The following is a 23,794-nucleotide window of genomic DNA, read 5'->3' on the forward strand; positions in this document are numbered from 1 at the left end:
CGCGGCGGTTTGTGCATCTTTTGCCGCGAAGCGGCGCACCCTGTCCCGATACGGGTCAGAAACGCCGCCTCGACCCCGCCCGCGCCGCCGCGATTAGCGTTTTGGTAAGCAGTCTCGCCCTAGGTGCGAGATTACCAGCGGCGCATCGGTTGGGGAGTGCCGCAGGCCGAAGAGGGATTGACCATGCGAGGGACCTGGATCGGCCGGCTGCGTACCGGCACCAAATCGCTCATTAGCGATCGGCGCGGCAACGCCTTCATGCTGACCGCGGCGGCGATCATCCCGGTGATCGGCTTCGTCGGCTCGGCGGTCGATATCGGCCGGGCCTATATGGCGCAGCTGCGTCTGCAGCAGGCGTGCGACGCCGGCGTGCTCGCCGGGCGGCGCGCGATGGCGGGCGGCCAATATGACGACGCGGCGAAGGACGAAGCGAACAAGATGTTCAATTTCAACTTCCCCGAAGCCAAATATGGCGCGTCGGCCATCGTCTTTTCCTCGCAGGCGCTCAACGCCTCCGACGTCGCCGGGCAAGCGTCGGCGGTGCTGCCGACCGAACTGATGTTCATGTTCGGCAAGGACCAGTTTCGCCTGTCGGCCAACTGTACGGCAAAGCTCGAAATCTCGAACGTCGACGTCATGCTCGTGCTCGACGTGACGGGGTCGATGTCACGCAAGGCCGACTCAAGCGACACGGACACCAAGATCGTGGCGCTGCAAAAAGCAGCGATCGACTTTTTTGATACGCTGACGGCCGCGGACATCGGCGACGGGCGGCTACGCTTCGGCGTTGTGCCCTACAGCTCCTCAGTCAATGTCGGTGGCATCCTTGCGGCAGAAAATTTGAACTGGCTAGCGGACGAGGTTCGGCTGCCGTCGCGTACGCCCAAGACCAAGATCGTCTATACTCAGACCGATTTCGACGAGAGCAACATCCAGGACACCCACAATCCGGATGTTTTCGACAAGGATCTTGGCAAATGCAAGGGCGGCCTGCCTGCCGACACCACACCCCAGCCGGGACAGCCCAATGCCAACCGGACCGAACAATATGTCGACGCCGACGGCAATCGCATTTCGACCTATGATGTCGAGCGCACCTACAGCTATTATAAATACAATACGTTCCAGAATAACAAAGGCCAGTGCCGCGAAGGCCGCTGGATCGCCAGCTTCGTTCGCACGAGCACACAGGTCATTACCGAATCGCCGACCAAGGTGTTCGATGGCGAATATCGATACGAGGACCGCAGTTTCGATACCCGCTCGCTGAAGACCGGATCGACGATGGAGTCGGACACGGGCGATCAGGGTGCGTTGGTCACGACCAGTTGGGGCGGCTGCATCATCGAGCGTGGCACGACGCCCTTTACGTCTACGCAGACCGCACCCGACGACGCCTTCGACATGGACATCGACCTGGTGCCGACCGCCGATGTCGACACGCAATGGAAGCTATTTCTGCCCGATGTCACCTATAATCGCAATCAGGTGAATCCATATTGGTCGACCAGCAATATCCGGGACTTCGCCGAACAGGGCGGCGATTATGCGGCGTGCCCGGTAGCGGCGATGAATTTGACGACGATGACCACAGCGTCGCGCGACAGCTTTGCGAGCTATATCAACTCGCTCCAGCCGCGCGGCTATACCTATCACGATGCCGGCATGGCGTGGGGCGCGCGGCTGCTGTCGCCGACCGGACTGTTCGCCGATGTGAACGCGACCGCCGCCAACGGCCGCCCGATCAGCCGTCACATTGTCTTCATGACCGACGGCGAGATGGTTACGCCGCGTGCGAACCTGTCACACCAAGGGCAGGAGCGCTCGTTGCCGCGGGTTGGCTCGACGAGCGACAGCGACGGCGCCGCGCGTCACAACAACCGTTTCGTGCAATTGTGCCGATCGGCGCGTCAGCGCGGCATGACGATCTGGGTCGTGTCGTTCGGCGTCGGCAGCAACGCGAACCTCAACAGTTGCGCATCGTCGGGCGAGGCGTTCGAGGCCGACAATGCCGCCGAACTCAACGAACAGTTCCAGGCGATCGCGCGGCAGATTTCCAAGCTGAGGCTGTCACAATGACCCGCCGGGCTTCCTTGATGCGCCGCTGGGCGCGGCGCCTGCGGCAGAGCGAAGGCGGCACGGCCTTTGTCGAGTTCGCGCTGACCGCACCGGTATTCCTGCTCGTCCTGCTCGGCATCTTTGATTATTGCTGGCAGATGTACGCGCAGCAGGTGTTGCAGGGCGCGGTGGCGAAGGCAGGACGCGACTCCGCGCTCGAAACCCATTCTGCCGACCAGAGCGCGCTCGACGCCAGGGTGGCAGCGCAGGTGAAACAGGTGTTCGCCAGCGCCACCGTGACCTTCAACCGCCGCGTTTTCGACGATTATAGCGACATCCGCCCACTGCGCTGGGTCGATTCGAATGGCAACGGCATCCAGGATCCCTCGCCCGAAGATTGCTGGGAAGACGGCGGCCGGCAGGGCAATGGCGGCGCTGACGACGTCGTTCAATATACGGTCACGATGCGGTTCGACCGCGTGCTGCCCGTGTGGCGGATGCTGGGGCAGCCGCAATCGACGACGCTGAGTTCGACGACCTTGCTACGCAACCAGCCCTTCGCGGCGGGCGGCGAGGTGGAAGCGGAGGTATGCGGATGACCCGCCCGACCGATTTTCGCCGCCGGATACGGCGGGCCGTGCGGGATTTCGCGCGGGGCACGCGCGGGGCTGTCATGCTCGAAATGGCGTTCGCCATCCCTTTCCTGATCCTCGTCGGGTTCGGCGGGCTGGAAATCGCCAACCTGACGCTCGCGCATACGCGCGTCAGCCAGCTCGGGCTCAATACCGCGGACAATGCGGCGCGTATCGCCGCTGGCAGCAATTTGACCCAGCCGCAGATTCGCGAGGTCGACATCAACGAGGTATTCGCGGGCGCCGCGAAGCAGATCGCGGGGCTGAATTTCGAGAATAGCGGCCGCATCATCCTCTCCAGCCTCCAACGCAATGACGACGGCGGACAAACGATCAAATGGCAGCGCTGTTTCGGCAATCTGGAGGTCGCGTCGGCCTATGGCGAAGAGGGAACCGGCGCGACGGGCACCGATTTCCCCGGCATGGGGCCGGTGGGCCGTGAGGTGAAAGCGGTTGCGGGTACCGCAATCATGTTCGTCGAAATCACCTATGAATATGAACCGTTGCTGTTCGGTGCCTGGCTCGGGCCGCGGACGATCCGGTCGACCGCCGCCTATAATGTCCGCGAGGCGCGCGATTTGTCGGGGGTGAAGCCGCCGGGCACGCCCTCCCTCTGCGACTGATCGGCCATTTATTCGCGCGCGCGCACCTGCTATCGCGCGCGTCGCGATGACTGCCACCCATCCTCCCGACAGCCAGCTTCGCGGCTTCGTCGCGCTGCTGCCCGCGGCGGCGCGACCATATGCACTGCTTGCGCGGTTCGACCGCCCGATCGGCTGGTGGCTGCTGTACTGGCCGTGCGCCTTCGGCGTCGCGCTCGGCGGCGGCGCGGTCAGCCACTGGCCGCTGCTGCTGTGGCTGCTGCTCGGCGCGATCGCGATGCGTGGCGCCGGGTGCGTCTATAACGACATCGTCGATCGCGACCTCGACGCGCAGGTCGCGCGCACCGCGTCGCGGCCGGTGGCAAGCGGGGCGGTGTCGGTGCGAAACGCCTTTTTATGGGCCGTCCTGCTTTCGCTCGTCGGGCTGATCGTGCTGCTCCAGTTGCCGCGGCCGGCGCAGATCGTCGCGCTCGCCAGCCTCGTCCTCGTCGCCGCCTATCCCTTTATGAAGCGGATCACCTGGTGGCCGCAGGCGTGGCTGGGACTGGTGTTCAGCTGGGGTGCGCTCGTCGCATGGGTTGCGGTGGGCGGTATGCAGGGGGCCGCGCTGCCCCTTCTCTATGCCGGATGCATCGCGTGGGTGATCGGGTACGACACCATCTATGCGTTGCAGGACATCGAGGATGATATGCTCGTCGGCGTCAAATCGAGCGCGCGCGCGATGGGAGGCCGGGTGAAAACCGGGGTCGCGATCTGCTACGCCGCCGCGCTCGGCCTATGGGCGGCCGCGCTGTGGGCGGTGCGACCCGATCCGCTGGCGCTTCTCGCGCTGCTGCCCGCGGCGCTGCACCTCACCGGGCAGGTCGTAACGCTCGACATCGCCAATGGCGCGGATGCGCTCGCCAAGTTCCGCAGCAACCGTTTTGCCGGGCTGCTGATATTCGCGGCGATGCTGGTGGTGGGAACGGCGCCCTAGGGTCAGGACCCATTAATTCCGCGCTCGAGGTTTGAAGCGATTTTGCTCAGGGCGAGGAGGAAAGGCGAAGTAATATGTCGATATTTCAAGACTTTTCGACGCTGCCATGGGCAAAATCGATCAAATCCCCCCTCTCGCTTACCTGGGGGGACGCCGAAATGGCTTCGATCTCGAACCTTCGCGGCCTTGCGGGTAGCATCGCTACCCGCTGCATCCACAAAGGCCCGATATCTTCGCCATTTCGACGCCTCGATCGTGGAATTAATGGGTCCTGACCCTAAAGCCATTCCATATTTTCTGTCATTCCGGCGAAGGCCGGGATCTCACCCGAGCAGAACGGCGCACCGTCGAGATCCCGGCCTTCGCCGGGATGACGATTTCAGTGTAAAGCAGTCCCCAGACTACTCCGCCGCGAGCAGTTCCTCTGCGCCGCCAAGGTCGACCGAGACGAGGCGGCTGACGCCGCGCTCGATCATCGTCACGCCGAACAGGCGGTGCATTCGGGCCATCGTCACCGCATTGTGGGTGACGATCAGGTAGCGCGTGTTCGTCTCGCGCGCCATGCGGTCGAGCAGGTCGCAGAAGCGTTCGATATTCGCATCGTCGAGCGGTGCGTCGACCTCGTCGAGCACGCAGATCGGCGCGGGATTGGTGAGGAAGAGGCCAAAGATCAGCGCGACGGCGGTAAGCGCCTGCTCGCCGCCCGAAAGCAGGGTGAGCGTGCCGAGACGCTTGCCCGGCGGCTGCGCCATGATTTCAAGCCCTGCCTCCAGCGGATCGTCCGAATCGACGAGTTCCAGATGCGCCTGCCCGCCGTTGAACAGCGTCGTGAAAAGGCGCTGAAAATGGCTGTTCACCGCCTCGAACGCCGCGAGCAGCCGTGCGCGCCCTTCGCGATTGAGGCTACCGATCGACCCGCGTAGCCGATTCACCGCCTGCGTCAGTTCCTCGATCTCGGCGGCGTTCTTCGCGCGCTCGCTGTCGAGTTCGACCAGTTCGTCGGCGGCGACGAGGTTGACCGGCCCCAGCCGCTCGCGGTCGGCAATCAGCCGGTCGTGCTGCGCCGATTCGGCATTGGCGTCGCCGACGCTGGCGCTTTCAAACCCGGCCTTTTGCGGAAGCAGCGGCGGCGGGCATTCGAAGCGCTCGCCCGACAGGCGGCCCATCTCGATGCGGCGGAGCTCGGCATTTTCGGAGCGGGCGACCGCGCCCGCGCGCGTTTCACGCGCGGCGGCCACGCGCTCGCGGATGGCATTGAGGGCGGTCTCGGCTTCCCGCAGCGCGGCTTCGGCCGCGCGCTCCTGCGCTTCGGCGGCGGCGACCTTTTCACGCAGCGCCGCCTGTTCGGCCTCGGCGGCAAGGCGCTGCTCGGCAAGTTTTGCGGGCGCGTCGGCGAGCTTCGCGGCTTCGGCGGCGAGCGCCTCGGCGCGCTTGTCCATCTCGGTCACGCGGCGCGCGGCCTCGCCCGCACGCGCCTTCCAGCTCTTGATCTCGGCGCTCACGACCGCCTGCCGTTCGCTCAAGGCGGCGAGCGTGCGTTCGTGCGCCGCAACCGCGTCGCGCGCCGTGCCCGCGTCGGTGCGCGCGCGCTCGGCGGCGGCCTCCTCGGCGTCGAGCGCGGCGCGGGCCAGCCGCTCGTCGGGGAGCGCGGCAAGCGCGGCCTCCTCCGCGGCGAGCGTCGCGGCGGCGTCCCTTCCGGCCTCGGCGAGTTCGGCGAGACGGCGATCGAACAACGCGGCGGCATCGCGGTGCCGGTCGAGCGCAGCCTGTGCCTGGTCGGCGGCGCGCAGCGCGGTGCGGCGCGCCTCGTCCGCGTGCGCAAGACCCTTGCGCGCCGCCGCGGCGGCTTCGGCGAGCTCGGCAGCTCTGGCGGCGGCGGCGTCGCGGCGGTCGCGCAGTTCCTGCACGCCGAGTTCGACCTGTGGTCGCTGCGCCGCGAGCGCGTCGAGCCGGTTCTGGCGTTGCAGCCGCTCGGTCGCGGTAGCACCGTCGCCGCGCGTGACAAAACCGTCCCAGCGCCGCATCAGGCCGCCGGTCGTGACAAGACGCTGGCCCACCGCAAGCGGCTGGCCGGTGTCGGCTTCGGCGACTGCGACCTGCGCGAGCCGGCGCGCGAGCGCGGCGGGGGCCTTGACATGGTCGGCGAGCCGCTTCGTCCCCGCGGGCAGCGCGGGATCGCCCTTTGCCGGTTCGGCGCCGCCCCAGCTGCGCGCGGCGTCACGGTCGGTCCCGGCGTCGAGATCGTCGCCGAGCGCAGCGGCCAGCGCGGCTTCATAGCCCTCCGCGACGCGGATCTGGTCGAGAATGCGGTTCGTGTCGCTGCGCGCCGCGGCGAGCGCGCGTTCGAGCGTCGCCGCTTCGCCTTCGAGCGCGGCCAGGGCGGCCCGCGCTTCGGCGAGTCCCGCCTCGGCCGCGGCAAGGTCGGCGGCGGTCGCTTCGCGGTCGGCCTCGGCCTCTTGCAGCGTCTTTTCGGCCGCGGCAATTGCGGCTTCAGCGGCCTCGGCGGCGTTCACGCTGGCCGCATGGGTCGCGGCGAGCGCGGCGCGATCGCCGAGCGCGGCCACCTCGGCATCGACGCGCGCCTTGTCCTCTGTAATGCGGCGCACGGCGGCCTCCGCGCTGTCGCGCGCCGACAAGGCAATGCGCCGGTCGGCCGCCTCGCTCGCAGCCTTGGCGCGCGTCTGCGCGAGCGCGACCTCGGCATCGCGCAGCCGCGCCTGCGCCGCGAGGCTGGCGTCGGTGAGCGCCGCCTTGGCCGCATCGTGTCCGGCGATCTCCTGCGCCAGCGACTTCGTCTCGGCGTCGAGCGCGGTCAGCGCGCCATGTGCCTCGCGCGCGAGTTCGCCTTCGTGCGCGCGGTCGGCCTCGATCCGCCGCTGTTGCGCCGCCAGATCGTCGAGCCGCTGGCGCGCCGCACGCTCCTCCCCCTGCAGGCGCACCTGTGTCGCGGTCGCTTCGGCCAGCGCATCGCGCTGTGCCTGCGCGTCGGCGCGCGCCGTCGCTACGCGGGTCGCAACCTCGATTTGCGCTTGCGAAACGGTTTCGAGTTCGTCCTGTGCCGCCTTCACCGCCGCCTCGGCGGCATCGGCGTCGCGGCGCGCCTGATCGGCGGCTTCGGCGGCGTCACGCCAGCGCGCGTAGATCAGCCGCCCCTCGGCGACGCGAATCTCGTCCGACAGCGTCTTGTATTTTTCCGCCGCGCGCGCCTGCCGACGCAGCGCATTGGCGCGCACCTCCATATCGGCGACGATTTCGGAGAGGCGCGTCAGATTGGTCTCGGTCGCGCGCAGTTTCTGCTCGGCGTCCTTGCGGCGAACGTGGAGGCCCGCGATGCCCGCCGCTTCCTCCAGCATCGCGCGGCGGTCGGTCGGCTTGGCGGCGATGACGTTCGCAATCTTGCCCTGGCTGACGAGCGCGGGACTGTGCGCGCCGGTCGCGGCATCGGCAAAGATCAGCGCGACGTCCTTTGCGCGCACATCGCGGCCGTTGGCGCGATAGGCGCTGCCTGCGCCGCGTTCGATGCGGCGGATAATCTCGAGTTCGTGGCCGTCGCGCTCATCGGCAAGCCCTGCAACCAGCGCGCCTTCGGTATCGCAATGGAGCGCAACCTCGGCAAAGTCGCGCGCGGGGCGCGACGAGGTGCCCGCGAAGATCACATCCTCCATCCCGCCGCCGCGCATCGATTTGGGCGACGATTCGCCCATCACCCAGCGGATCGCTTCCAAAAGGTTCGACTTGCCGCAGCCATTGGGGCCGACAACGCCGGTCAGCCCTGGTTCGATGCGCAATTCGGTGGGTTCGACGAAAGATTTGAAACCGGTGAGGCGCAGCCGCTTTATCTGCACGGGATGGTCCCGCGCAAATCGTCGAATCGGAGCTGGTGCAACCTTGTCGTCACATATCCCCCATGAAGCCGTCATGCCGCGCGGCGTGGGGGTGTGCAAGGCTTCTCATCGGATCATCGCAGCCTTCGCCGCGATGACGATGCGATCGGGGCCGACGTGTCGCCGAACCGGCGTCAGAACTGGTACGCCAGCCCGCCGCCGAACAGCCACTGATCGGCGTCGCCGACGTCGGCGACGATCGGCGAGCGCGCGAAGCGTTTGCCAAGGCGGCCATATTGCGCCCCGCCGAGCAGGACGAAGCCCTTGCGCAGATCGCCCGACAGCGCATAGGCGCCGGCGATCCCCAGCGTATATTTGCCCGCGCCCGCCTTTCTGCCTGCACCGTCATAAACAGGCAGCCCGCTCGCCACGCTGCCCGCAGGGTCGATGTCGTAATAATAGCGGCCGAACCCCTTGCCGTAGAAATTGACCGAAGCCGACACGCCGACATAGACGCGCTTCGACAGCGGCGTGCCATAATCGATCGTCGGCGAGGCGGCCCAGCTGCCGTGGCGACCCGAAACATCCTTGAGCGCGACGACGCGCAGCGCGATCTGGTCATAGGCGCTGGTGATGACGCCGGTGTGCGACACACCCGCGAACACTCCGGTTTCGATCGCCAGCTTGCGCTTGCCAAGCGCCGCGACCTGCGGGTCGTCGATCTTGCCGGTGCGGTCGCTGCGCAGGCTGATGATCGGGCCGAACTTGAAATCGGTCTTTTGTCCCCGCCGCTGGCGGATCAGGTCGACCTGGAAATTGGTCCCGCGCGTCGAGAAGGAATAGCCGCTGAGGCGGCCGCGCAAATAAAAGGCGGGCAGGATGCGCTGTTCGTCGGCGCCATTATATTCGGGCGTGCTGAGCACCCCCGCGGCGACCGCGAAATAGTCGCGCGACCATTTGCGTTCGGGATCGTCATCGTCGGGCCGCGCGGCGGGCAACAGGATATTTTCGTCGATCTCGTTGTTCTGAAGGTAGCGCGGTGCATCGTCGTCGCCGCTGCCCATCGGGGCGAGCATCGTGGCAGAACGTCCCGCATCGGGCGGCGCTATCTCTTCGGCGGCTGCAGAGGCGGCGAACGCCGCCGCCACCGTCAGCGGCAGCAGGCGCGCAAGGGCGAAGGGGTGCGTCGGACGGGGCGTACACATATGTCGATCAATCCTATGGTCTTGCCCCTCTTTCCAACGGTGTAAGTAAAGCGCGCCGCTTTGCAACGACTTCGTCTTGCGGCGATACGATTTTGCTTTCATGCGTCTTTCATGCACCTGCCATCCATCATCGCGGCCCTACGCTTCGCTGCCGCCCTTGGTTCCCCGCGCGAGCCGCGCGCATGAGCCGCATTCCGCGCCTTGCGGGCTATGCGCTGATGGCGGCCGCGGCGCTGCTCGTGATCGCGATGCGGCGCGGAGCGATCGCGAGTATCGGGCCTTTTCCCGTCGCCGCCGTCGCGTTGCTCGTCGGGATGATCGGCGTGATGCTGGTGTTCACCGACCTGATGGTGCGCGGGCTTTATGCCCAGCTCGATGCGGCAAAACGGCGCGAGCGGGAGGCCGGTCGAGAGGACGAGTGAACCCTTTTCGTTCGACACTCCCTCGGCATGCCAGTATGACGGCGCGATGACCGACCGTCCGCATACGCCGCTGCTCGACACGGTGGATGTCCCCGCCGACCTCCGCAAGCTCAAGCCCGAAGACCTCCGCCAGTTCGCCGACGAACTGCGCGCCGAGATGATTTCGGCGGTCGGCACGACGGGCGGGCACCTGGGTTCGGGACTCGGCGTCGTCGAGCTGACGACCGCGCTCCATTATGTGTTCGATACGCCGCGCGACAAGATCGTCTGGGACGTCGGCCACCAATGCTATCCGCACAAGATCATCACCGGGCGCCGCGACCGCATCCGCACGCTCAGGCAGGGCGGCGGGCTTTCGGGCTTCACCAAACGCAGCGAGAGCGAATATGACCCGTTCGGCGCCGCGCACAGTTCGACTTCGATCAGCGCCGCGCTCGGCTTTGCCATCGCGAACAAGCTGAAGAACGAGCCCGGCCGCGCGATCGCGGTGATCGGCGACGGGTCGATGTCGGCGGGCATGGCCTATGAGGCAATGAACAATGCCAAGCAGGCAGGCAACCGGCTGATCGTGATCCTCAACGACAACGACATGTCGATTGCGCCGCCGGTGGGAGGGCTGTCGGCCTATCTCGCCAAGCTCGTATCGTCGCGGCCCTTCCTTGAGCTGCGCGAAATCGCCCGGCGTTTCGCGCGCAAGCTGCCGGAACCGCTGCACAAGGCGGCGAAGAAAACCGACGAATATGCGCGCGGCATCGCGATGGGCGGCACGCTATTTGAAGAACTCGGCTTTTATTATGTCGGGCCGATCGACGGGCATAATCTCGATCATCTGATCCCCGTGCTCGAAAATGTCCGCGACAGCGAACATGGCCCGGTGCTGATCCATGCGGTGACAAAAAAGGGCAAGGGCTACGCCCCCGCCGAGGCTGCGGCCGACAAATATCACGGCGTCCAGAAATTCGACGTGATCACCGGCGAACAGGCCAAGGCGCCGCCGGGCCCGCCCGCCTATCAGAATGTCTTTGGCGAAACGCTGGCGAAGCTCGCCGAAACCGACAAACGCATCGTCGCGATCACCGCCGCCATGCCGTCGGGCACCGGGGTCGATAAATTTGCCAAAGCGCACCCCGACCGCAGCTTCGACGTCGGCATCGCCGAACAACATGCCGTGACCTTTGCCGCCGGGCTTGCGGCGCAGGGGATGCGGCCGTTCGCCGCCATCTATTCGACCTTCCTCCAACGCGCCTATGATCAGGTCGTGCACGACGTCGCGATCCAGAATCTGCCGGTGCGCTTTGCGATCGACCGCGCGGGACTGGTCGGTGCCGACGGTTCAACCCATGCGGGTTCGTTCGACATCACCTATCTGGCCACGCTGCCCAATATGGTGGTGATGGCCGCGGCCGACGAGGCCGAGCTGGTTCATATGACCTATACCGCCGCCGAATATGACGACGGCCCGATCGCCTTTCGCTATCCGCGCGGGGGCGGCACGGGCGTGGCGCTGCCCGAGGTTCCCGAGAAGCTCGCGATCGGCAAGGGCCGCGTCGTGCGGCAGGGCAAGACCGTCGCGATCTTCTCGCTCGGCACACGCCTTGCCGAAGCGCTGAAAGCCGCCGATACGCTGGAGGCGCGCGGGCTTTCGACGAGCGTGATCGACCTGCGCTTCGCGAAACCGCTCGACGAGGCACTGATCCGCAAGACGCTCGCCAGCCACGATGTGTGCGTGACGATCGAGGAAGGCAGTATCGGCGGACTCGGCGCGCATGTCCTGACGCTCGCAAGCGACGAGGGGCTGATCGACGCGGGGCTGAAACTCCGCACGATGCGCCTGCCCGACGTCTTTCAGGACCACGACAAGCCCGAACTGCAATATGACGCCGCGGGCCTCAACGCGCCGCAGATCGTCGACACTGTGCTGAAAGCGCTGCGCCACAACAGCGCGGGCGTCGAGGAAGCGGGCGCGCGGGCCTGATGAAATCCGGTATGATGCAGCCCTTCACCGGGAGAGTTCCAACATACGACGAACTCAATTGGCCGGCGTTGGTCGCTTTGCGAGAGCTGGGTGGCTCTGGCTCGATATCGGAACATCTCGCAAAGTTGATCGAACTATACGAGGTACCAGACCATGTTGCGGCGATTCCGCATGGCGACTCTGGGCGGACGGAACTCGAATATCGGCTTGCATGGGCTCGCACCGCTTTGCGTCGGTGCGAGTACGTCGAAAACAGCGCAAGAGGTGTCTGGAGTTTGACCGAAGCGGGCGAGGAAGCCACATTAGAAGATCTGGCGAAGCGGATCGGCGATCTCCGAGCTCAGGACCACAAGAGGCACATCGCCAAGAAGGTCGATGCTGATCCGACATCCGATGATGAACCTGAGGATTGGAAGGACCGATTGCTTGCGGTTTTGAAGGTCATGCAGCCTTCGGCATTTGAGCGCCTTTCTCAGCGGCTTCTGCGAGAATCCGGTTTCGTCAAAGTCGAAGTGACGGGTCGGTCGGGCGATGGCGGTATTGATGGCACAGGGATATTACAACTTAGCCTGATGTCATTTCACGTCCTTTTTCAATGCAAACGGTATCAGGGGTCGGTCGGCGCGGGCGCCGTGCGCGACTTTCGCGGCGCTATGATGGGGCGAACAGACAAGGGGCTGATCATTACAACGGGCACCTTTTCCCCTGACGCGAGGCGAGAAGCGACCCGGGACGGGGCACCCCCGATCGACCTCATCGACGGGGTAGCACTTTGCGAAAAACTGAAAGAGCTTCAGTTGGGCGTATCGACCAGGCTGGTTGAAGAGGTCGAAGTGCATCCCGCTTGGTTCGAACAAATTTAGTCGTCGCAGACCTTAGGCTATCCTACCGGAACGATCGTCGCCTGCGCGATGGCGCAGCGGCGCGGTTCTTCGCCGCCCCCTTCGGCCCAGACGTCGGCGCGGACAATCGCCTGCCTTTTGCCTGCCTTGACCACGCTGCCGCGCGCGCGCAAATGGCTGCCCTTCGCAGGCGCAAGGAAGTTGATCGTATAGCTGCCGGTGACGACGTCGCCGATCACGCTCGACGCCGCCCAGGCGCAGGCATTGTCCGCCATCAGCCCGACGATCGCGCCATGCGCAAAGCCGTGATGCTGGGTCATGTCGGGGCGCAGCGCCAGCAGCAACTCGGCCTCGCCGTCGAAGCAGCGGATCGGCTCGACGCCAAGAAAGGCGGTAAAACCCGACGCGTCGACCGCGACGCTTTTCATATAGGCGACGGCTTCATCATTATTGGCAAATCGGTGTCCGCGCATGAGGCGAGCCTTCATAAGTCTGCAATTCAGACTTATAGCCGCTTGCGCCGAGGCAGCGTCAAGTCTTAAATCCAGACTTATGAAGAACTATACCCCCTCGCGGTCGCCCTGCGCCGTCGGCCGCGCGTCGCGGCTGCTCGGCGACCGCTGGGTGCTGCTGATCCTGCGCGAAGCGTTTCTGGGGATCGAGCGGTTCGACGATTTTCTGGGTCGGCTCGACATATCGCGCGCCGCGCTGACCTCGCGGCTCGGCTGGATGATCGCAGCGGGGGTGATCGAGCGCGTGCCGCCGGACGGCAAGCGCGCGGTCTACCGCCTGACTGACGCCGGAGAGGCGCTGCGCCCGGCCTATGACGCGATCAAGGCGTGGGGCGATGAATGGCTGCCGCGCGGGGCGGAAGCGATACCGGGCAGCGACATGATGAACTGAGGCGCGATTTCGGCCGAAGTCAACCGTCGCCCCCCGCGAAGCTGTCTGTTTACGCAGCAAGGCAGGAATAGGCGGCTAGCGGCCCCCGCCTTCGCGGGGGCGACGGTTGAACGAACCGCCTGCTCCCCACCCCATGCCGCGATCGGCGTCGGGGACGGTCAACCCTGTCGCGATGGAAAAGTGCGAAGCGCTCAGGCGCCCGGGATCGACGCCGACGCGTCGCGGCCGTCGCCCTGGGGGGCGGCCAGGATGTCACGGACGACGAGGCCCTTGTCGACGACCTGCGTGTCGGGACTGCCGACCTGGCTGCGGATGCCGGGGTCGGCGCGCGCGCCGTCGGCACTGCCGATGATCTGCGTCTCGCCGGGGCTGCGCGCCGACGGTCCGCCGAAAAGCGCGCGCAGCGTCTGTTCGGCGGTCGATTCGCCGCCGGGGCGCGCGGTGCCCGGCGCGGGCGGGGTCAGCGCGAAATCGGGCGGCACGACGAGCGGCGCCTGACGCGACACCACCATTTCGTCGGGGCGGTCGCGGCTGAACAGGCTGTTCGACCCGCAGGCCGACAGGGTGGTGGCGACAATCGAGGCTGCCAGGATGGCGGTGGTCCGGTTCACGTCAATAACTCCCAATGCGCCCCGTTACTCTTTGGCGACCCGCTCGGCCGCCGACGGGGCCTTTTCGCCCAAGAGCAGCGCGCGTGCAACCAGCAAAAGCACGCCGAGCGTGATGCACGCATCGGCGACGTTAAAGATCATGAAGGGGCGAAATTCGCCGATGTGCAGATCGGCGAAATCGACGACATAACCAAAGCGCACGCGGTCGACGATATTGCCGAGCGCGCCGCCGAGGATCATCGCGAGCGCGATCACGTCGCCCTTCGCCTGTTCGCGCGTCATCCAGAACGCCACTGCGCCGGCGACGATCCCCGTCACCGCCACCAGCGTCCAGCGTGTCGTGTCGGTGCAGCTTGCGAACATCGACAGCGAAATGCCGCAATTTTCGGCCCAGCGCAGGTCGAAGAAGGAGGTGAGTTCTATCAGTCCCTTGCGTTCGAGCGATAGCGGAACGGCGATCACCCATTTGGTGATCTGGTCGAGGATGAAAGCGATGGCGGCGAAAATCAGGCCAAAGCGCAGATAGGGGGAACGGGCGCTGCTCATCCTGCCCCCAATACCGTCTCGCAGCGATTGCACAAGGCGCCGTCGGCGGTCACTTCGGGCAGGTGGCGCCAACAGCGGCCGCATTTGTGGTCCTTCGTTGGCGCTATGGTGATCCCATCGTGGCCCAGTTTAAGTTGCACCCTGGCCGAGATGAAGATCTCGGCGAGTTCATCATTACTGCCGTCCTCGGGTGCAACGAAGCCGCTGCCCATGAGAACTTCGGCCTCAAGGCTGGAGCGAATGGCCTTCTCGCGTCTCAGCGGCTCGATCGCTTCGGTGACCCTCGTGCGAGCGCTGCGGATACGATCCCACTTCCGTTCGATATTGTTACGGCCAGCAATGTCTCTATGGCCGCCGTCCGCTTCCGGGAGTGCTGGAAGCTCCGGCCACTCCAGCAGATGCACGCTGCCCGCTTGCGGATAGCGCGTCCCCCACACCTCTTCGCTGGTGAACACCAGCACCGGCGCCGCGTAACGCACGAGCGCGTGGAACAATATGTCGAGCACGCTGCGATACGCGCGGCGCGTGTCGGTGCCGAGCGGGGCGGCGGGGCCGATATCGCAATAGAGAACATCCTTGCGGATATCGAAATAAAAGGCCGACAGATCCTCGTTGCAGAAATCGGCGAGCAGGCGCGTGTAGCTGTTATAGTCGAAATCGTCGACCGCACGCGCGAGCTTCGCGTCAAGGTCGGCGAGCAACGACAGCATATAGCGTTCGAGTTCGGGCATCGCCGCGACGTCGGTGACGCGCTCCTCTTCGCTGAACCCGTCGAGCGCGCCGAGCAGGTAGCGGAAGGTGTTCCTGAGCTTGCGATACTGGTCGGCGACCCCGGCGAGGATTTCCTTGCCGATGCGGTGATCCTCGGTGAAGTCGACCGACAGCGCCCACAGGCGCAGGATGTCGGCGCCATAGTCGCGCATCAGGTCGATGGGGCTGATCGTATTGCCCAGCGACTTCGACATTTTCATGCCCTTGGCGTCCATGGTGAAGCCGTGCGTCAGCACCGCCTTGTACGGCGCGCGGCCGCGCGTGCCGCAGCTTTCGAGCAGCGACGACTGGAACCAGCCGCGATGTTGGTCGCTGCCTTCGAGGTAGAGGTCGGCGCTGTGCGTGCCGCCGTCGCGGCGGACAAGCGCGGGCCATTTGCCGCTTTCGAGCACGAAGGCGTGGGTGCAGCCCGAATCGAACCAGACGTCGAGAATGTCGGTGATGCGTTCGTAATCGGCGGCGTCATACGCGTCGCCCAGATATTCCTGCGCGCGCGCGTCGCTCCACGCGTCGACGCCGCCCGCCTTCACCGCGGCGACGATGCGCGCGTTGACCTCGGCGTCGACGAGATATTGGCCGGTCTGGCGGTGGACGAAGAGCGTGATCGGCACCCCCCACGCGCGCTGGCGCGACAGCACCCAGTCGGGGCGCCCCTCGACCATCGATCCGATGCGGTTGCGGCCCTTGGCGGGGACGAAGCGCGTGTCGGCGATGGCGCGCATCGCGGTTTCGCGCAGCGTTTCGCCCTCGCCTTGGCGCGCGCGGATCTGGGCTTCGTCGGCGCAGCGCGGCGTGTCGCGGTCGACGATCTTGTCCATCGGCACGAACCATTGCGGGGTGCAGCGAAAGATGATCTTCGCTTTCGAGCGCCAGCTGTGCGGATAGCTGTGCTTGTAATCGGCCGAGGCGGCGAGCAGCGCGCCGGCTTCGCGCAGGTCCGAACAGATCGGACCGTCGTGCGCGTTGAACCTGGGGTTGATCACCGACATGCGGCGCTCGTCGTCGCCGCCGAGCCAGCCCCAATCGTCGCGATAGCGCCCGTCGGCCATCACCGCGAACTGCGGTTCGAGCCCGTGCGCCTTGCACAGCTCGAAATCATCCTCGCCATGATCGGGCGCCATATGGACAAGCCCGGTGCCGCTGTCGGTGGTAACGAAATCACCCGCGAGGAAAGGACGCGGGCGCGCGTAGAAGCCGCCGAGATGGTGCATGGGATGGCGCGCGATGGTGCCGGCGAGTTGCGCGCCACTGTAGGTGCCTGCCAGACGGCCATCACCCGACGTCGGTTCATAGCCCCAACGCTTCATCGAGGCAGCTTGGCAACCAAAGGCGACGAGATACTTCTTCCCGTTTAGCTCGACCAAATCATAGCTGAGTTCCGGCCCATAAGCCAAAGCCTGGTTGACCGGGATCGTCCACGGGGTCGTCGTCCAGATCACCGCATAGGCGCCGACCAGCTCCTTGATCGGGCTTTCCACAATCTCGAACGCCACGTCGATCTGGGTCGAAACGATGTCCTCATATTCGACCTCGGCCTCGGCGAGCGCGGTTTTTTCGACCGGCGACCACATCACCGGCTTGGCACCGCGATAGAGCTGGCCGCTCTCCGCAAATTTCAGCAGCTCGCGGACGATCGTTGCCTCGGCCGCATAATCCATCGTCAGATACGGATGATCCCAGTCGCCGCCGATGCCGAGCCGCTTCAGCTGCTCGCGCTGGACGTCGACCCAATGCTGCGCATAGGCGCGGCATTCGGCGCGAAACTCCTCGACCGGAACCTCGTCCTTGTTCAGCTTTTTCTTGCGATACTGCTCCTCGACCTTCCACTCGATCGGCAGGCCGTGACAGTCCCAGCCGGGGACGTAAGGCGCGTCCCGCCCTTTAAGCGTCTGGGTGCGAACGACCATGTCTTTGAGGATATGGTTGAGCGCATGGCCGATATGCATGTCACCATTGGCATAGGGCGGACCGTCGTGGAGGATGAACTGTTCGCGGCCCTGGCGGCTGTCGCGAATCTGCCCCTCCAGATTGCCCTCGACCCATTTGGCCAGAATCGCCGGCTCCTTCTGCGGCAGGCCGGCTTTCATCGGAAAGTCGGTCTTGGGCAGGAAGACGGTGTCGCGGTAATCGCGCTGCTCGGTTGCGGGCGTGTCGGTCATGGTGCGCGGCGCTTAGCGCAGAATTGCGCGCGAGCAAACCTCCCGATCACCCCCAATCCCGTTCGCATCGAGCGAAGTCGAGATGCCTATCGGTCGGGTACGGCTGCAGGGTGTCTCGACTTCGCTCGACACGAACGGATTTATAGGTGGCTCAACATTGCCTTCGCCGTGTCGCAATCAGCCGCAATCTGCGCCATCAGCGCATCCATGCCGTCATATTTTGCCTCGGGCCGGATAAAGGCGTGGAAAGCAACGTCGATTTCCTGCCCGTAAAGATCGCCCTCGAAATCGAAGAAATGCGGTTCGAGCAATTCCTTCGGCGGATCGAAGCTCGGCCGGATGCCAAGGTTCGCCGCGCCCTTCAGCACGCGGCCGTCGGGAAGCCGCCCGGTGACGGCATAGATACCGTAACGCGGGCGCAGATAATTGCCCATGTCGATATTGGCGGTCGGAAAGCCCAGCAGGCGGCCGTTCTTGTCGCCGTGCTGGACAACCCCGCGCACTGTGAACGGCCGCGTGAGCAGGCGCGCCGCAGCGGCGCAGTCGCCCGCCTGGAGCGCTTCGCGAATGCGGCTCGACGAGATCACCTCCGCGGCATCGTCGACCGGCGCGACCATTTCGGTGAAGAAGCCAAGGCGGCGGGCATGATCGGCGAGCGTCACGACATTGCCCCCGCGCCCCTTGCCAAAGACGAAGTCGGCGCCGGTCACGACCCCTTTCGCGCCGAAGCGGTCGAGCAAAAGCCCGGTGATGAACGCCTCCGCCGTCGTCGCGGCGAGCGCGGCGTCGAACGGCAGGACAAGCATCGCATCGGCGCCCGCGGCGGCGAACAATTCCTGCCGTTGGTCGAGCGTGGTGAGGCGGAACGGCGGAACGTCGGGTTTGAAAAAGCGCACCGGATGCGGGTCGAAGGTCGCAACGATCGCGGGGCGGCCTTCATCCTTCGCATGGCGCACCGCGCGCCCGACGACCGCCTGATGCCCGGCGTGAAAGCCGTCGAAATTGCCGAGCGCAATCACCCCGCCACGCAAGCGCGCCTCGATACGCTGGTGGCCGTCGAGGCGGATCATGGCGCCGAAATCGACAAGGGCGGCGTCAGGGGCACCACCCCCGCTTTCAGCACGCGGATCGCATTGCCGCCCATCGCGGCGCGGATTTCGTCGTCGCTGAACCCCGCATCGATCAGCGCCTGCGTCATCTGCACCAGCTTCGACGTGTCGAAACGCACGGTCGTGGCGCCGTCATAATCGCTGCCGAGCGCGACATGGTCGATGCCGACAAGGTCGCGGACATGCTTCATCGCTTTCGCGATGCTGGCGGGCGAGGTGTCGCAGACGGCGGCGTCCCAATATCCGATGCCGATGAGACCCCCGGTCGCGGCGACCCCGCGGATCTGTTCGTCGCTGAGGTTGCGGTTGACCTTGCACGTCGCCTGCACCCCGCCGTGGCTGGAAACGACGGGACGGCGCGCCATTTTCAGAATATCGGCGACGCACGCCGCCGAGCAATGCGCGATGTCGACAATCATGCCCTTCGCCTCCATCGTTTCGACCACCTGCCGCCCGAGCGGGGTCAGCCCGCCCTTTTTGAGCCCGTGCATCGACCCCGCCAGTTCATTGTCGAAAAAATGGGTGAGCCCCGCCATGCGGAAGCCTGCGGCGTAGAGCCTGTCCAGATTGGTGATGTCGCCTTCCAGATTGTGCAGCCCCTCGACGCTGAGCATCGCGCCGGTGGCACGCGGCGCGGCGCGCCGCGTCGCGAGCAGCGCGTCGAGGTCGGCGGCGGTCGCCACCGCCTTCAGCGCGCCGTTCGACGCGGCGGCCGCGCGGTGCAGCTTTTCGGCGTGCCAGAGCGAGCGTTCGAGCAGCGAGTTCCACGTCCGCACCGGCTGGAGCTGCGCGATCACGAGCCCGGTGATATTGTCGGTGTCACCGCTGTTGGCGTCGTAATTCTGCCCCTTGGGCGACTTGGTCGTGCTCGCCAGCACTTGCAAAGCAACATGGCCGGCTTCGAGCCGCGGCAGGTCCATATGGCCGCGGTCGGCGCGGTCGAGGAAATCGCGACTCCAGAGCAGGCTGTCGCTGTGCAGATCCACAATCGTCAGCGTCTTGTGCAGCGCCTGCGCTCGCTCCGAAACCGCGGGCAGCGGCTTGCCGTCGATGCGGTTGAGGTCGCGCTCGATCATCCCCGGCGCGAGCGTGAAGAACGCCGCTGCGCCGAGCGCGACGACGATCAACAGCGCGATCAGCCAGCGGCGCATCGCATCATCTCCTGACCAGCGTGACAAAGCTGTACGCCGGGCGCCCCGCCTCGTCCGCCGCATGGTCCTCGCGCGCCAGCTCGCGCCAATCGGCCGCCGCCGGATAGTCGATCACCGCATCGCCCCTGGGCTCGATCGCCACTTCGGTGAGCTCGATCCGGTCGGCCATCGGCAGGAACAGGCGATAGATTTCGGCGCCGCCGATCACCATCACATGCGGCGCATTGGCAAGCTTCAGCGCGTCATCGACCGTCGCCACCGGCTCGGCGCCCTCATCCTGCCAGTCGGCGTCGCGGGTGAGGACGATATGCCGCCGCCCTTCGAGCACCGCGGGCAGGCTGTCGAACGTCTTGCGCCCCATGATCATCGGGCGGCCCATGGTGAGCTGCTTGAACCGGCGGAGGTCGGCGGGCAGGTGCCAGGGCATCTTGCCGCCCGCGCCGATCACGCCATTGGCCGCGCGGGCAAGGATCAGCGTAATCTCCGGTCGGTTCATGCGGGGGCGTCTCCGGGGGCAAAGCCTGCCCATGTGGCATGGCCAAGCTTGCGGCCGTCGCGCACCTCGGTCTTGCCATAATGATGGACGTGGCAGTTTTCGTCGGCGAGCAGCGCGGGGACGTCGCCGATCCCGGCGCCGATCAAATTGCGCATCGTGACAGGCAGTGCGCGGGTCGCGGTGCTGCCGAACGGCAATCCGGCAACGGCGCGGATATGGTTTTCGAACTGGCTCGCGGCCGCGCCCTCGATCGTCCAGTGGCCGCTGTTGTGGACGCGCGGCGCCATTTCATTGAAGACCGGGCCATCGTCGGTCGCGAAAAACTCGCCCGTGAGCACGCCGATATAATCGAGCTCGGCGGCGATCGTCGCCATCAGCGCGCGTGCCGCGTCCTGCTGGTCGAGGACGATTTGCGGCGGTGGCAGGCTCGAGGTCGCAAGAATGCCGCCCTCATGGACGTTGACGGGCGAATCCCAGAAACGGATTTCGCCGTCGATGCCGCGCACGAGTATCACCGAAAATTCGTGGGCAAAGGTCACAAAGCCTTCGAGCACCGCGGCGTGGCGGCCGATCGCCTCCCACGCTGCGTCGGCGTCGGCCGCCGTTGCCAGCCGCGCCTGGCCCTTGCCGTCATAACCCATGCGCACGGTCTTCAGGATCGCGGGGGCACCGACCCGTTCGAGCGCGGCATCGAGCGCGGCGCGGTCGGGTACCGCGGCAAAGGGCGCCGGGCGGCCGCCGAGGTCCGCGACAAAATTTTTCTCCGCCAGCCGGTCCTGCGCAATTTCCAGCACCGCGCCGCCGGGGCGCACGGCGACATGCCCCGACAGGAAACGCACGGTGTCGACGGGAACATTTTCAAACTCATAGGTGACGACATCGCACGCCGCGGCAAAGGCGGCGAGGCGCGGTTCGTCGTCCCACGCCGCGCGGCTGTGGTGCGCGGTGACTTCGGCCGCGACGCTTTCGGCGTCGGGAGCATAGACATGGACCTTGTAGCCGAGCTGCGCCGCGGCAAGGCCGAGCATCCGGCCGAGCTGGCCGCCGCCCAAAATGCCGATCGTCGAACCGGGAGCCAGCAAGGTGGGGCCCTAGCCTTCGCGCACGGGGGCCGGGGCGACGCTGGCGGTCTGCGCCTCGCGCCACGCTTCGAGCTTGCCGACGAGCGCGGCATCGTCGTTCGCCAGCAGCGCCGCGGCGAACAGCCCCGCGTTGGTCGCGCCCGCCTTGCCGATTGCAAAGGTCGCGACGGGGACGCCGCCCGGCATCTGGACGATCGAATAGAGGCTGTCGACGCCCGACAGGGCCGCCGACTGGACGGGCACGCCAAGCACCGGAACGCGCGTCATCGACGCGACCATGCCGGGCAGATGCGCCGCGCCGCCCGCGCCCGCGATAATGGCTTTCAGCCCGCGCGCCGCCGCCTCCTTGGCATAGGCGACGAGGCGGTCGGGGGTGCGGTGCGCGGAGACGATCTGCACCTCGTGCGCGATACCGAACTCTTCGAGGATCTGGACGGCGTGCGCCATCGTCGGCCAGTCGGACTGGCTGCCCATGATGACGCCCACGCTTACCTCGCCCTGCGGCGCGCTGTCGCCCATCGCGATCCCTCCTCGTGCGAGCGGCCGGTCCATCGGTGAATCGCCGCCGCCCTCCCCCTAGCGGCAAGGTTGCGCGCGGGCAACGCCGCCAATTTAGCAAAGCCTGCCGCCGCGTTTACCGATTGGTATCAAGTCGCGGCTAGGATTGGGGCATCATGTTCGTCGGCATCCCGCCGGCGGACATCAGGGCGCGCCGGGGACAAGGCATGGACAGCGTAGGGGGGGCACGGATCGCGGCAGACCAGTTTGCCGCCGTTTCCGTTGACTCCATCGAAGACCAGCTGCGGGAAATACGCCGCGAACGCGACGCGCTGCGCCGCGAAAACCGCGTATTGAAGATCGCGGTCGCGGAGCTTGAGCGCGTCTCCGAACGCGACACGCTGACCCCGCTGTTCAACCGCCGCTACTTCCTGACCGCCATCCATCACCGCATCGCGCGGTTCGAGCGTCACGCCGAGCGCGCGGCGGTCGTGTTCGTCGACGTCAATCAGCTCAAATATATCAACGACAATTTCGGCCACGCCGCGGGCGACTTTGCGCTCATGGAAATTGCCAAGCGGCTTGCGGGTTCGATCCGCGCCACCGACGTCGCCGCGCGCATCGGCGGCGACGAATTCGGGCTGATCCTCGACCAGTCGAGCGAGGAAGGCGCGCGCGCGCAGGTCGCACGGCTTGACGGTGTTCTCGCCGCGGCACCGGCGCATTATGACGGGCACGAAATCCCGCTTTCGGCCTGTTTCGGCGTCGCGATGCTCCAGACGGGAATGACCGAATCGGACATTCTGGCCGCCGCCGACCGCGACATGTACAAATGCAAACAGACGATGGGCGCGCCCGCGGGGCATCGCTAACCCGGCGTTAACCATAAGCGCGCATCCTCCCCGATGGACCATAGGGGAACGACGATGCAGACCCAGACCGACCCATATCTCGATATCCAGAACCGGATCACGCGGCAGATCGGCGCACTCGCCGAAGCGCTGCCGCACTGTGCGCTCGCGCAGATCGTGCAGGGGGTCGACGACATCCGCTGCCTTGCGCGCGACAATGGTTTTGCCGCAGTCGAAACGCTGGCCAGCCAGCTCGAATCGGCGGTCGCGGGCGGCGGCTACCGCGCTGCGATCCTCACCTATCTCGATGCGATGAGTGACGCAGCGCAGGCGCCGCGCGGTCCCCTGCCCGCCCCGATGCACGAAGCATGGCTGGCGTCGGTCGCGACGCGGCTGGGGTCGTGATCCTGGGCCATTGACGCCCGGCGGCCGACGCCGCACATCGCACAGTCATGGATGCAATCATGTTCGCACTGGTGGCGGTGTTGCTCGCCAATGCCGACGGGCGGAGCGGAATCGCCCTGTCGCGCCTCGTCGGCGCGCGCAGTGATCGGCGGATCATCGTCGGCATCGCCTTCGGCGCCTTCCTTGCCAATGCCAGCGTCGCGGCGATCGCCGGCGCCGCCGCGAACCGCTTGATCGGGCAAGGCGTCGCGGCGCTGCTCGTCGCGCTCGCGATGCTGTCGGCCGCCGCTGCGCTGCTCTGGCGTGTCCCGCCCGGCACCGATGCAGCGACCGGCGCTCATGACGCGCCGCCTGCGCTCGCCGCACGATTGCTTGCGGCGCAATTCGGCGATCGCAGCCATTTCTTGATCGGCGCGCTCGCGGCGACAAGCGGTGCCGGGCAATGGGCGGCGGTCGGCGGCTTTGTCGGCTGGATTCTGGCTATGCTGCCCTTCCTCGCCTTTGGCCCCGCCCTCGCCGAGCGGCGCGCGGCGCGCAACCTGCGCTGGCTGGCGGCGGCGATTCTCGCCCTATGGGGTATCCGCACCGCGCTCGGCGCGTTTGGATTGATCGGCTGATCCGCCTACTCTTCCAGGTTTCATCGTTTTTATCGATAAAACTGTCCCAAAGCTTCAAT

The 23,794-nt window shown here is 66.1% G+C and carries 22 protein-coding genes; 11 read left to right on the forward strand and 11 right to left on the reverse strand.

The genetic code is table 11. The features are described 5' to 3' along the window. Window positions 1-183: 183 nt before the first annotated feature. The 4 genes from RIA72_RS00370 to ubiA are packed head-to-tail and all read left to right on the forward strand — an operon-like array spanning window position 184 to window position 4,268. Entirely contained in the window at window positions 184-2,079 is a 1,896-nt protein-coding gene (locus RIA72_RS00370; protein ID WP_350030370.1) for a pilus assembly protein TadG-related protein, read from the forward strand. After that, window positions 2,076-2,657, forward strand: a complete 582-nt coding sequence (locus RIA72_RS00375) for a TadE/TadG family type IV pilus assembly protein (RefSeq protein ID WP_350030371.1) — start codon at window positions 2,076-2,078, stop codon at window positions 2,655-2,657. The genes RIA72_RS00370 and RIA72_RS00375 overlap by 4 nt, the downstream gene beginning before the upstream one ends. After that, entirely contained in the window at window positions 2,654-3,313 is a 660-nt protein-coding gene (locus tag RIA72_RS00380) for a TadE/TadG family type IV pilus assembly protein (protein WP_350030372.1), read from the forward strand. Before RIA72_RS00375 ends, RIA72_RS00380 begins: the two co-directional genes overlap by 4 nt. Before the next feature lie 46 nt (window positions 3,314-3,359). Then, complete coding sequence (ubiA, locus tag RIA72_RS00385) at window positions 3,360-4,268, forward strand: 4-hydroxybenzoate octaprenyltransferase (RefSeq protein WP_350030373.1); 909 nt, start codon at window positions 3,360-3,362, stop codon at window positions 4,266-4,268. 401 nt (window positions 4,269-4,669) lie between these two features. Here the strand turns inward: ubiA and smc are convergent, their stop codons facing one another. Both smc and RIA72_RS00395 read right to left on the reverse strand, forming a co-directional pair. Continuing rightward, the gene (smc, locus tag RIA72_RS00390) at window positions 4,670-8,113 is read right to left on the reverse strand and encodes a chromosome segregation protein SMC (protein WP_350030374.1); all 3,444 of its coding nucleotides are present in this window, start codon (window positions 8,111-8,113) and stop codon (window positions 4,670-4,672) included. 173 nt (window positions 8,114-8,286) lie between these two features. Beyond that, window positions 8,287-9,297, reverse strand: a complete 1,011-nt coding sequence (locus RIA72_RS00395; RefSeq protein ID WP_350030375.1) for a MipA/OmpV family protein — start codon at window positions 9,295-9,297, stop codon at window positions 8,287-8,289. Between the two features lie 182 nt (window positions 9,298-9,479). Between RIA72_RS00395 and RIA72_RS00400 the strand changes: the two genes are divergently transcribed. Genes RIA72_RS00400 through RIA72_RS00410 form a run of 3 tightly spaced genes read left to right on the forward strand, consistent with a single transcriptional unit; the run spans window position 9,480 to window position 12,557 of the window. Then, window positions 9,480-9,719, forward strand: a complete 240-nt coding sequence (locus tag RIA72_RS00400; RefSeq protein WP_350030377.1) for a hypothetical protein — start codon at window positions 9,480-9,482, stop codon at window positions 9,717-9,719. Window positions 9,720-9,765: 46 nt separating this feature from the next. Beyond that, a complete protein-coding gene (gene dxs / locus RIA72_RS00405) occupies window positions 9,766-11,694 on the forward strand; it encodes a 1-deoxy-D-xylulose-5-phosphate synthase (protein ID WP_350030378.1) in 1,929 nt (642 codons plus the stop codon). Continuing rightward, window positions 11,694-12,557, forward strand: coding sequence for a restriction endonuclease (locus RIA72_RS00410; RefSeq protein WP_350030379.1), 864 nt, complete (start codon window positions 11,694-11,696; stop codon window positions 12,555-12,557). Before dxs ends, RIA72_RS00410 begins: the two co-directional genes overlap by 1 nt. Window positions 12,558-12,574: 17 nt before the next feature. On the opposite strand, the gene RIA72_RS00415 is transcribed toward RIA72_RS00410, so the two are convergent. After that, a complete protein-coding gene (locus tag RIA72_RS00415) occupies window positions 12,575-13,009 on the reverse strand; it encodes a PaaI family thioesterase (RefSeq protein WP_350030380.1) in 435 nt (144 codons plus the stop codon). Window positions 13,010-13,088: 79 nt separating this feature from the next. On the opposite strand from RIA72_RS00415, the gene RIA72_RS00420 reads away from it, so the two are divergent. Continuing rightward, window positions 13,089-13,439: a winged helix-turn-helix transcriptional regulator gene (locus RIA72_RS00420; protein ID WP_350030381.1), complete on the forward strand. Its 351-nt coding sequence runs from the start codon at window positions 13,089-13,091 to the stop codon at window positions 13,437-13,439. 191 nt (window positions 13,440-13,630) lie between these two features. Here RIA72_RS00420 and RIA72_RS00425 read toward each other — a convergent pair whose 3' ends face one another. The 8 genes from RIA72_RS00425 to purE form a co-directional block, all read right to left on the reverse strand. Further along, the gene (locus RIA72_RS00425) at window positions 13,631-14,050 is read right to left on the reverse strand and encodes a DUF3035 domain-containing protein (RefSeq protein ID WP_350030382.1); all 420 of its coding nucleotides are present in this window, start codon (window positions 14,048-14,050) and stop codon (window positions 13,631-13,633) included. Between the two features lie 24 nt (window positions 14,051-14,074). Then, window positions 14,075-14,596: a signal peptidase II gene (gene lspA / locus RIA72_RS00430; RefSeq protein WP_350030383.1), complete on the reverse strand. Its 522-nt coding sequence runs from the start codon at window positions 14,594-14,596 to the stop codon at window positions 14,075-14,077. Beyond that, window positions 14,593-17,526: an isoleucine--tRNA ligase gene (ileS, locus tag RIA72_RS00435; RefSeq protein ID WP_350030384.1), complete on the reverse strand. Its 2,934-nt coding sequence runs from the start codon at window positions 17,524-17,526 to the stop codon at window positions 14,593-14,595. The genes lspA and ileS overlap by 4 nt, the downstream gene beginning before the upstream one ends. A gap of 140 nt (window positions 17,527-17,666) precedes the next feature. Then, window positions 17,667-18,596 (reverse strand): bifunctional riboflavin kinase/FAD synthetase, encoded by a 930-nt coding sequence (locus RIA72_RS00440; protein WP_350030385.1) that lies wholly within the window; start codon window positions 18,594-18,596, stop codon window positions 17,667-17,669. After that, window positions 18,593-19,786, reverse strand: a complete 1,194-nt coding sequence (locus RIA72_RS00445) for a dipeptidase (RefSeq protein WP_350030386.1) — start codon at window positions 19,784-19,786, stop codon at window positions 18,593-18,595. Before RIA72_RS00445 ends, RIA72_RS00440 begins: the two co-directional genes overlap by 4 nt. A 4-nt stretch (window positions 19,787-19,790) precedes the next feature. Further along, window positions 19,791-20,282: a dihydrofolate reductase gene (locus tag RIA72_RS00450; protein ID WP_350030387.1), complete on the reverse strand. Its 492-nt coding sequence runs from the start codon at window positions 20,280-20,282 to the stop codon at window positions 19,791-19,793. Then, window positions 20,279-21,364 (reverse strand): 5-(carboxyamino)imidazole ribonucleotide synthase, encoded by a 1,086-nt coding sequence (locus tag RIA72_RS00455; protein WP_350030388.1) that lies wholly within the window; start codon window positions 21,362-21,364, stop codon window positions 20,279-20,281. The genes RIA72_RS00450 and RIA72_RS00455 overlap by 4 nt, the downstream gene beginning before the upstream one ends. 9 nt (window positions 21,365-21,373) lie before the next feature. After that, entirely contained in the window at window positions 21,374-21,883 is a 510-nt protein-coding gene (gene purE / locus RIA72_RS00460) for a 5-(carboxyamino)imidazole ribonucleotide mutase (RefSeq protein ID WP_350030389.1), read from the reverse strand. A 206-nt stretch (window positions 21,884-22,089) separates the two neighbouring features. Between purE and RIA72_RS00465 the strand changes: the two genes are divergently transcribed. The 3 genes from RIA72_RS00465 to RIA72_RS00475 are packed head-to-tail and all read left to right on the forward strand — an operon-like array spanning window position 22,090 to window position 23,735. Continuing rightward, a complete protein-coding gene (locus RIA72_RS00465) occupies window positions 22,090-22,734 on the forward strand; it encodes a GGDEF domain-containing protein (protein ID WP_350030390.1) in 645 nt (214 codons plus the stop codon). A 54-nt stretch (window positions 22,735-22,788) separates the two neighbouring features. Continuing rightward, on the forward strand, window positions 22,789-23,118 hold the full coding sequence (locus tag RIA72_RS00470) for a hypothetical protein (protein WP_350030391.1): 330 nt from the start codon (window positions 22,789-22,791) through the stop codon (window positions 23,116-23,118). Window positions 23,119-23,177: 59 nt separating this feature from the next. After that, window positions 23,178-23,735: a hypothetical protein gene (locus tag RIA72_RS00475; protein WP_350030392.1), complete on the forward strand. Its 558-nt coding sequence runs from the start codon at window positions 23,178-23,180 to the stop codon at window positions 23,733-23,735. Window positions 23,736-23,794: the final 59 nt, after the last annotated feature.

This window comes from Sphingopyxis sp., assembly GCF_040216815.1.
In the GTDB taxonomy this organism is placed as follows: domain Bacteria; phylum Pseudomonadota; class Alphaproteobacteria; order Sphingomonadales; family Sphingomonadaceae; genus Sphingopyxis.

Excerpts from the sequence above, each read along its gene's own strand:
- RIA72_RS00380 (WP_350030372.1), top strand. The coding sequence starts at position 2,654 with ATGACCCGCCCGACCGATTTTCGCCGCCGGATACGGCGGGCCGTGCGG.
- RIA72_RS00420 (WP_350030381.1), top strand. The coding sequence starts at position 13,089 with ATGAAGAACTATACCCCCTCGCGGTCGCCCTGCGCCGTCGGCCGCGCG.
- RIA72_RS00470 (WP_350030391.1), top strand. The coding sequence starts at position 22,789 with ATGCAGACCCAGACCGACCCATATCTCGATATCCAGAACCGGATCACG.
- RIA72_RS00395 (WP_350030375.1), bottom strand. The coding sequence starts at position 9,297 with ATGTGTACGCCCCGTCCGACGCACCCCTTCGCCCTTGCGCGCCTGCTG.
- RIA72_RS00375 (WP_350030371.1), top strand. The coding sequence starts at position 2,076 with ATGACCCGCCGGGCTTCCTTGATGCGCCGCTGGGCGCGGCGCCTGCGG.
- ubiA (WP_350030373.1), top strand. The coding sequence starts at position 3,360 with ATGACTGCCACCCATCCTCCCGACAGCCAGCTTCGCGGCTTCGTCGCG.
- RIA72_RS00450 (WP_350030387.1), bottom strand. The coding sequence starts at position 20,282 with ATGAACCGACCGGAGATTACGCTGATCCTTGCCCGCGCGGCCAATGGC.
- lspA (WP_350030383.1), bottom strand. The coding sequence starts at position 14,596 with ATGAGCAGCGCCCGTTCCCCCTATCTGCGCTTTGGCCTGATTTTCGCC.
- RIA72_RS00370 (WP_350030370.1), top strand. The coding sequence starts at position 184 with ATGCGAGGGACCTGGATCGGCCGGCTGCGTACCGGCACCAAATCGCTC.
- RIA72_RS00410 (WP_350030379.1), top strand. The coding sequence starts at position 11,694 with ATGAAATCCGGTATGATGCAGCCCTTCACCGGGAGAGTTCCAACATAC.
- RIA72_RS00475 (WP_350030392.1), top strand. The coding sequence starts at position 23,178 with ATGTTCGCACTGGTGGCGGTGTTGCTCGCCAATGCCGACGGGCGGAGC.
- dxs (WP_350030378.1), top strand. The coding sequence starts at position 9,766 with ATGACCGACCGTCCGCATACGCCGCTGCTCGACACGGTGGATGTCCCC.
- purE (WP_350030389.1), bottom strand. The coding sequence starts at position 21,883 with ATGGGCGACAGCGCGCCGCAGGGCGAGGTAAGCGTGGGCGTCATCATG.
- RIA72_RS00400 (WP_350030377.1), top strand. The coding sequence starts at position 9,480 with ATGAGCCGCATTCCGCGCCTTGCGGGCTATGCGCTGATGGCGGCCGCG.
- RIA72_RS00415 (WP_350030380.1), bottom strand. The coding sequence starts at position 13,009 with ATGCGCGGACACCGATTTGCCAATAATGATGAAGCCGTCGCCTATATG.
- RIA72_RS00445 (WP_350030386.1), bottom strand. The coding sequence starts at position 19,786 with ATGCGCCGCTGGCTGATCGCGCTGTTGATCGTCGTCGCGCTCGGCGCA.
- RIA72_RS00465 (WP_350030390.1), top strand. The coding sequence starts at position 22,090 with ATGGACAGCGTAGGGGGGGCACGGATCGCGGCAGACCAGTTTGCCGCC.
- ileS (WP_350030384.1), bottom strand. The coding sequence starts at position 17,526 with ATGACCGACACGCCCGCAACCGAGCAGCGCGATTACCGCGACACCGTC.
- RIA72_RS00440 (WP_350030385.1), bottom strand. The coding sequence starts at position 18,596 with ATGATCCGCCTCGACGGCCACCAGCGTATCGAGGCGCGCTTGCGTGGC.